The sequence below is a fragment of the Microcystis sp. M113S1 genome (genome assembly GCF_020246945.1).
In the GTDB taxonomy this organism is placed as follows: domain Bacteria; phylum Cyanobacteriota; class Cyanobacteriia; order Cyanobacteriales; family Microcystaceae; genus Microcystis.
Map to the genome: position 1 here is coordinate 1 of NZ_JADBSA010000203.1, position 7200 is coordinate 7200.

The following is a 7200-nucleotide window of genomic DNA, read 5'->3' on the forward strand; positions in this document are numbered from 1 at the left end:
CTGACTTAACACCTGTTCGGGGTCATCGGTATTGCTGAGGACGGCAAAGGGTAATAAACCGGGATGATGGAAAAATTGTGGTGTATTTTCTTCCCAAAGACGGATGACTTGAAAAGAATGAAAGGTTTCCCCCAGACGGAAAGTATTTTCTTGTACTAGCGGGGAATCACTGCGTCGCAGATAAATTACCACTTGACGCATTGGTTTTTGGGGATGACGACGATAGACGCGAATGCGATAATCGAGCATTCGGAAAGGAATCTGGGAGTCGGGGTCGGTTTGAAACTCGGTATGGAGAATTAATTGCTCTGACTGCAAAAAAATCAGAGAATCAGCGCGAATGGGGTCTAATTGTAATTCCGTCGGGTCGAGGACGGTTAAGGGGAGGGGAGAACCCAATAACCAAGTGGCTAGATCATCGGAGAAGTTTTCGGCGATAAATTTACAAATATTATCAAACATCGTGAGCGTTTTGCCTTTGTAATTGCTCGATCGCGTCGGGGGATAAATCGGTAAATCGGGCGATTTCTGGGATAGGAAAGCCTTTTAAAATAACTATAAAGTACCAAACAGACCTAACGTGATTTTCCCTGCACCGCCACCAACTAAAACCATCAGTAAATCGCAGGTGCTAATCATAGTAAAGAGATCAGATAAAGCTTGTTTTTCTTGAGAACTAATCATTTTTTCTGCTACTTATTTTAGATCATGATTTAATCCTGTTTTAATTTCACAAACATAATTAACGGTAGTATAATCGGTCTGAATAATTAACTTTCCATCAGCCAAGAATTTTATATATAGGGTTTATCTTCAATAGTTGCCTGAAAATTAGGTAAGGATTCCAGACAGGTGAAACATTGATGAAATAGGGGATGTTTGAGCTACATAAGCAATAGAAAGTTACCTTTTCTCTAAAATTAGTAGATATTCGGATTTCATGCCATCAGGATTTTTATTCTTGCGAGATTTGAATAATTGTCTGGTTTTAATTCTATCCTCAAAGACGGTATTAAAAATAAAGCCATTTTCCTGAAAATATTCCTGTAATATTCGCCAAGTTTCTACTTCCATTCCATCCACTTTCGGATTACCGACAAAAATGCAAGCTTTCCCAGCTTGTTTTAATTTTCTGGTGGCATTTTCTAAAGCATTGATAGTGTGACAAAAATAGGAATCGAGTATTTTATGTAAATTCTCTTTCTCTAAACTCGATCTCACCTGATTTAATGTTTCGGTTTCGATTAATCTGGTAGCCTGTCGGTAGGGAATTTCTAGCTTAGAGATTTTTTGCACTTCTTTTTCTGTATATCCTAACCAATATAAATCTAGTTTTGCTGTTCTGATATATTCCTGTGCTTGCAGATAGGGGGGTGAACTAATTAAACAATCTAACTCTAGATTTTGATCGATCTCAAAAGTGGCACTATCTACTCCTCCATAAAAAAGTACCTGATTACAATTATGCCAAGTTATGGCAATATATTGATTGACGCTGGTTAAAGTTTCAAAACTCATCTCTTTAATCGTTCGTTTTAATTCCTCTTGCCAATCTCTTTGTAATAGTTCCTGTATATCTGATTTTTTGTATTTCGATTGAAATAATTTAGGTTTGGTATGTTCTGCATAGGAAAACTGCTTACTAACTTTCACTAAAACCGCTTGAATGATCTGGGAATACAAATCAGGTTCTAGACTTTTTTGACCTGCCCAAAGTTTCTGTAAAACTGCTAAAATTTCCTCTGGATACCAATAGTTTAAATTTGACCACTGAGGGATAAATTTATCTTCGTTGGCAAAAACTTCTAAGATTTTTTTATCTAACTCTGAGTAACTCAATAGTTCTTGGTGTTCTGTGATCTTAATCGGTATAATATGGTTTAAAAGATAATTCAGGTCAGTTAAAACCGCATTTCTTTGACAAAGTTTAGCCTCTAAACCCACCGTACCCGAACCGGCAAAAGGATCGATAATCCAATCATCCTTTTTAGTGTAAGTATCAAGGCAAAATCTAACCACTTGGGGAATAAATTTGGCAGGATAATAATAGATGCCATGGGTTAGATAACTGGTGCTGGTGATTTCTGGTACTAAATCTCGAAAAGAAACTAATCGTGGGGTTCCCCGATTAAATTCTTCTAAATTATTAAAATCGAAAAGTTCTAACTGCATGATTCGGCTATCAATTCTTCCTAGGGTAGGCCAGCTAATTAAAATAAAGATTAAAACCGTAGTCGATCAATATTCTAACTTATCGTCCCTTAACCTAACCGAGAACTCAACTTTTTTACTTTTTACTTTTTACTTTTTACTTAACGTGATATACTGCCAGAGGAAAAAATGACGTTTTAATTAGTCTGCGTGAATAGCCAATCCTCGACGATCATAGAACAGGTTAGAGTCCTTGACCCCCTGACACAAACCGATCGCATTGCCGATGTCTGGATTGAGGAGGGGGTAATTAAAGCGATCGAATCTCAGCTTCCCCCAAGAGAAAATAGTAACTATATTTCCGGTCAAAACTGTATTTTTGCTCCCGGATTAGTCGATCTCTACAGTCATTCCGGGGAACCCGGCCACGAGGACCGAGAAACCCTTGCATCTTTGCTCAAAGCGGCCACGGCCGGAGGCTGCACCCGGTTGGCAATTCTCCCCAATACTCTCCCCCCTCTCGATCACCCGGCACTTATTAGCACATTACAGCAAAAAAGTCAAGGGTTTTTTGACTCAAAATCGACTCGTCTGCATTTTTGGGCAAGTCTCACCCTAGGAAGACAAGGGCAAAAAATGACGGAATTAGCCGATTTAATGCCTGTAGCGGTGGGTTTTACCGATAATCGCAGTCTAGAAGACTTGGGACTGTTGCGGCACTTATTGGAATACCTAAAACCCTTCGGTAAAAATATCGCCCTTTCCCCCGTAAATCAGCAATTAAGAGGTAATGGAGTCATGCGCGAGGGAGAAACCTCGATTCGCTTCGGTTTACCCGGAGATCCTGCTATTTCCGAAACCACTGCTTTAGCCACAATTTTAGAAATCGTCGGCGAAACTAATACACCTGTTCACCTAATGCGAATTTCTACCCGTCGAGGAGTGGAATTAATTCGCGAGGCAAAAATGCGGGGATTGCCGATAACCGCTAGTGTGACGTGGTTGCATCTCCTCTTAAATACAGGATCGATCGCCAGCTATCATCCCAGTTTACACCTCGCTCCACCCTTGGGCAACGAAAGCGATCGCAAGGCGTTAATTGCGGCAATTAAGGAGGGAATTATCGATGCAATCGCGATCGATCATCGTCCCTATACCTACGAAGAAAAAACCGTCTCTTTTGCAGAAGCACCCCCCGGCGCGATCGGGTTAGAATTAGCTTTACCGCTACTCTGGGAAAAATTAGTAATAACCGGGCAATTATCAGCTTTACAATTATGGCAAGCGCTTAGTCTCAATCCCTGTCATTGTTTGCAACAAAAACCGGCATCTCTCAACCCCGGCAATCCCGCGGAAGCAATTCTTTTTCATCCCCAAGCAAGCTGGAAAGTAACGGCAAATAATCTTCACTCCCTCAGTCACAATACTTTCTGGTTAAATCAAACAATTACGGGAAAAGTCTTAGAAATGTGGAATTTTTAAAGGGTGGCCAATTTCTATCTTGAGACTCTCCTAGTTTTTTGGATAATGATCAGCTAGAATTCTAGAGAGAACTAGAGTAATGCCATGGAAAAAGAACTGGTATCGGACAAGCGCGGTTATCTGCTTCGCACGGTGGCAGAAGCTAAAGAAATTGTCCTTAATTGGTTGCGAGAAATAAATTTAGTTAATGCGATTAAATTAGGTTTACCAGAAGTGGATGACAGATATCATATTTGGCGAATTCCTTTATGTAATGAACAGAAAAAAACCGTTGGGGAAGTGGTGATCGATGCCTACACCACCGAAATTTTATTAGATAAAACAACTCGGACTGAAATTATTATCGCTCGTCTGTTAAAACAGGATGAATCTAAATTAGAAACCCGCAAGAAACCCAAAAAAGAATATAAGCTTTCCTCTCTGAGAAATACCATCGGATTTGGTGATTGTAGCGAACTTTTGGAGGAAATGCCCGCAGAAAGTGTTGATTTAATCTTTACCTCACCACCCTATTTTAATGCTCGTCCGGAATATTCAGAATTTGAAGAATACGAAAGCTATCTATTGAAGCTGCGACAGGTAATCAGAAAATGTCATCGAGTTTTGAGTGAAGGACGTTTTTTTGTCATTAATATTTCTCCCGTGCTGTTGCGTCGTGCTTCCCGTAATCAAGCTTCTAAACGTATTGCTGTCCCCTTTGATTTGCATCGAATTTTTGTTGAGGAAGGTTACGATTTTATTGATGATATTATTTGGCTAAAACCAGAGGGAGCAGGGTGGGCAACTGGTAGAGGACGCAGATTTGCCGCCGATCGCAATCCTCTCCAATACAAAACTGTGCCGGTGACTGAATACGTTTTAGTCTATCGTAAACATACGGATTTACTCATCGATTGGCATATTCGTAATCATCCCGATCAAGAAGTAGTAAAAGCCTCAAAAATTGCCGATGGTTATGAACGTACTAATGTCTGGAAAATTAACCCAGTCACTAACTCAAAACATCCCGCCGCTTTTCCTGTAGAATTGGCAGAAAAAGTTATTACTTATTACTCTTTTAAAGGTGATGTGATTTTAGATCCCTTTGCCGGTTCAGGAACCGTGGGATTAGCAGCAGCTTCTTTAGATAGACGTTTTGTTTTATTCGAGAGTAATTTTAATTATATTGAACTGATGCGAAAGTTAATTACTGAAGGCAATAAGATTGATTTAGACTCAGTTATTTGGCTTAATTGTCCGTTAGAAAACTAACAATGAGCGAGGTAAACACCATGACAGCCAGTAAAAGTCACGCTTATTTTACTCCAAAAGACTATCTAGAAATAGAGAAAATTAGTCCCATTAAACACGAATATATGCAAGGGCAAATCTTGGCGATGGCCGGGGCAAGTAAAGCCCATGTTATCATCACAGGTAATCTTTCGGCCCAATTAATTAATCATTTACGGGGTAGTGGTTGTCTTGCCTTCGCTACCGATATGAAAGTGCGTCTCCCTAGCTTAAATATCTTCTATTATCCCGATTTTGCCATTACTTGTGACGAACGGGATCGAGTTTCCGAGGAGGATTTTATCCTGCATCCGCAAGTGATTATCGAAGTTTTATCCGACTCCACAGCAGCCTTTGATAGAGGCGATAAATTTGCCAATTATCAAACTATCCCCGAATTACAGGAATATCTTCTGATTCATCAACAACAAGTCTTAATTGAACAATATCAACGTCAATCTAATAACCTCTGGATTCCCCATATTTATCAAGCGGGAGATTTAATCACTATTAACTGTATTAACTTTTCTTGTCCGATAGAAATTCTTTATCAAAACCTAGAAATTCTTAGCTAGAATCTTGGCCGTAAAAATGGTAAAATGGGTTCAGGTGTTAGGAAGAATTTGCCCTATTTCCTAAACCCCTAACAACTTAGACAATTAACCCCTTTGTCGAGTATTAATCACCTCACCGGCTGCATTAACTAACTCTAGCTGTAGCGGCATTTGTCCCATAGCGTGAGTGGAACAACTTAAACAGGGATCATAGCAACGAATACCCGCTTCCACACGGTTTAACATCGCTTCGGGAATTTCGCCACCATGGATATAATGTTGGGCGATTTGTTTCACTGTTTGATTCATGGCCAAATTATTATTACCCGTGGCAATAATCAAATTCACCGTTTCAATCAAACCATTTTCATCCACTTTATAATCATGGAATAAAGTACCCCGGGGCGCTTCACTAACTCCCACCCCTTGCAGATTATTAATTCCTGCTTCGGCACGACAGCGTTGAGAAACTATATCGGGATCGTCGATTAAAAGTTCGATACGCTCTAAACAGCCCAAAATCTCCACTAAACGAGCATAATGATAGTAAAAAGAAGAGGTTGCTACACCACCGACCCGATGGCGATATTCCCGTAACTCGATATCCGCCCCATCCGTGCCAAAATGGGAACAAACATTTAAGCGCGCCAACGGACCTACTCGATAGATACCGTTGGGATAACCGAGGGGTTTATAGTAGGGAAACTTCAAATAAGACCATTTTTCCACTGATTCGCCGATATAATCGCGATAATTGTCTTCGCTGAGGTTATCGGCCACAATATTGCCTTGACTATCAGTAAAACGAATATGACCGCCGTAGTGTTCCCACTCATCCCGTTTACCGACCAATCCCATAAACAGGGAAGGGAAATTACCAAAAGCGGCGATTTCGGTGGTTAAATTGTCTAGAAGTCCTTTAAACAGGTTTAAAGCCGTGTAAAGAGTCGCTTTAGACTCCGGCAGTCGTTCTTTAATCCATTGTCGCCCTTCTTCGCTCAAAGGAGAACGCACACCTCCCGGGACAGACCAAGCGGGGTGAATTTTTTTCGCTCCCAAAAGTTCAATAACTTTCTGTCCAAATTGACGTAAACGGATGCCTGCTCGCGCTAGGTCGGGATCGGCCGCAATTAAACCGAAAACATTCCGTTTAGCGGGATCACTTTCCCAACCAAGCAGAAAATCGGGACTGCTAAGATGGAAAAAGCTTAAAGCATGGGATTGGGTTAACTGTCCCAAATTCATCAAGCGCCGCAGTTTTTCACCCGCGGGGGGGATTTGCACCGCTAGAATTTTATCGCCAGTTTTGGCGGCACAAAGTAGGTGACTAACGGGACAAATACCGCAAATTCGGGCAGTAATTCCCGCCATCTCCCACATCGGCCGTCCCTCGCAGAATTTCTCGAAACCGCGATACTCGACCACATGAAAACGCACGTCATCCACTTCCCCCGCATCGTCAAGGAAAATCGAGATCTTGGCATGGCCTTCGATCCGGGTGACGGGATCGATAACGACGGTTTTAGTCATAGTAAGTCCTCATCGAAAATTTTGGGTCTGAAACCCCGTCGTTTCACGACGGCTTTACCGTTAAATACTAGCGCATTTACCAAATATATGCTAAAATGTGAGACATGGAAAAAGCCTATTCTTACCGATTTTACCCCACACCAGAACAAGAGTCGCTATTGCGGCGCACTTTGGGCTGTGTAAGATTAGTTTACAATAAAGCTCTCCATCTCAG

The 7200-nt window shown here is 41.1% G+C and carries 8 protein-coding genes; 4 read left to right on the forward strand and 4 right to left on the reverse strand.

The features are described from left to right. The 3 genes from IM319_RS10355 to IM319_RS10365 form a co-directional block, all read right to left on the reverse strand. A partial coding sequence (locus IM319_RS10355) for a hypothetical protein (RefSeq protein WP_287735533.1) occupies positions 1–462 on the reverse strand: 462 nt, incomplete at its 3' end. Between the two features lie 93 nt (positions 463–555). After that, positions 556–684 carry a hypothetical protein gene (locus tag IM319_RS10360; protein ID WP_287685284.1) on the reverse strand — a complete coding sequence of 43 codons (129 nt, stop codon included), beginning with the start codon at positions 682–684 and terminating at the stop codon, positions 556–558. A gap of 219 nt (positions 685–903) precedes the next feature. Continuing rightward, positions 904–2172 carry a DNA methyltransferase gene (locus IM319_RS10365; RefSeq protein WP_287685285.1) on the reverse strand — a complete coding sequence of 423 codons (1269 nt, stop codon included), beginning with the start codon at positions 2170–2172 and terminating at the stop codon, positions 904–906. 189 nt (positions 2173–2361) lie between these two features. Between IM319_RS10365 and IM319_RS10370 the strand changes: the two genes are divergently transcribed. From IM319_RS10370 to IM319_RS10380, 3 genes are all read left to right on the forward strand, one after another. Further along, complete coding sequence (locus tag IM319_RS10370) at positions 2362–3633, forward strand: dihydroorotase (protein ID WP_287735535.1); 1272 nt, start codon at positions 2362–2364, stop codon at positions 3631–3633. Positions 3634–3717: 84 nt separating this feature from the next. Further along, positions 3718–4884 carry a DNA-methyltransferase gene (locus tag IM319_RS10375; RefSeq protein ID WP_287735537.1) on the forward strand — a complete coding sequence of 389 codons (1167 nt, stop codon included), beginning with the start codon at positions 3718–3720 and terminating at the stop codon, positions 4882–4884. Between the two features lie 2 nt (positions 4885–4886). Beyond that, a complete protein-coding gene (locus tag IM319_RS10380) occupies positions 4887–5477 on the forward strand; it encodes a Uma2 family endonuclease (protein ID WP_287735538.1) in 591 nt (196 codons plus the stop codon). Positions 5478–5561: 84 nt separating this feature from the next. On the opposite strand, the gene IM319_RS10385 is transcribed toward IM319_RS10380, so the two are convergent. Continuing rightward, entirely contained in the window at positions 5562–6986 is a 1425-nt protein-coding gene (locus IM319_RS10385) for a Ni/Fe hydrogenase subunit alpha (RefSeq protein WP_286826340.1), read from the reverse strand. A gap of 104 nt (positions 6987–7090) precedes the next feature. Between IM319_RS10385 and IM319_RS10390 the strand changes: the two genes are divergently transcribed. Next, positions 7091–7200 (forward strand): helix-turn-helix domain-containing protein (locus IM319_RS10390; RefSeq protein ID WP_155119117.1); only part of this gene is annotated, 110 nt, incomplete at its 3' end.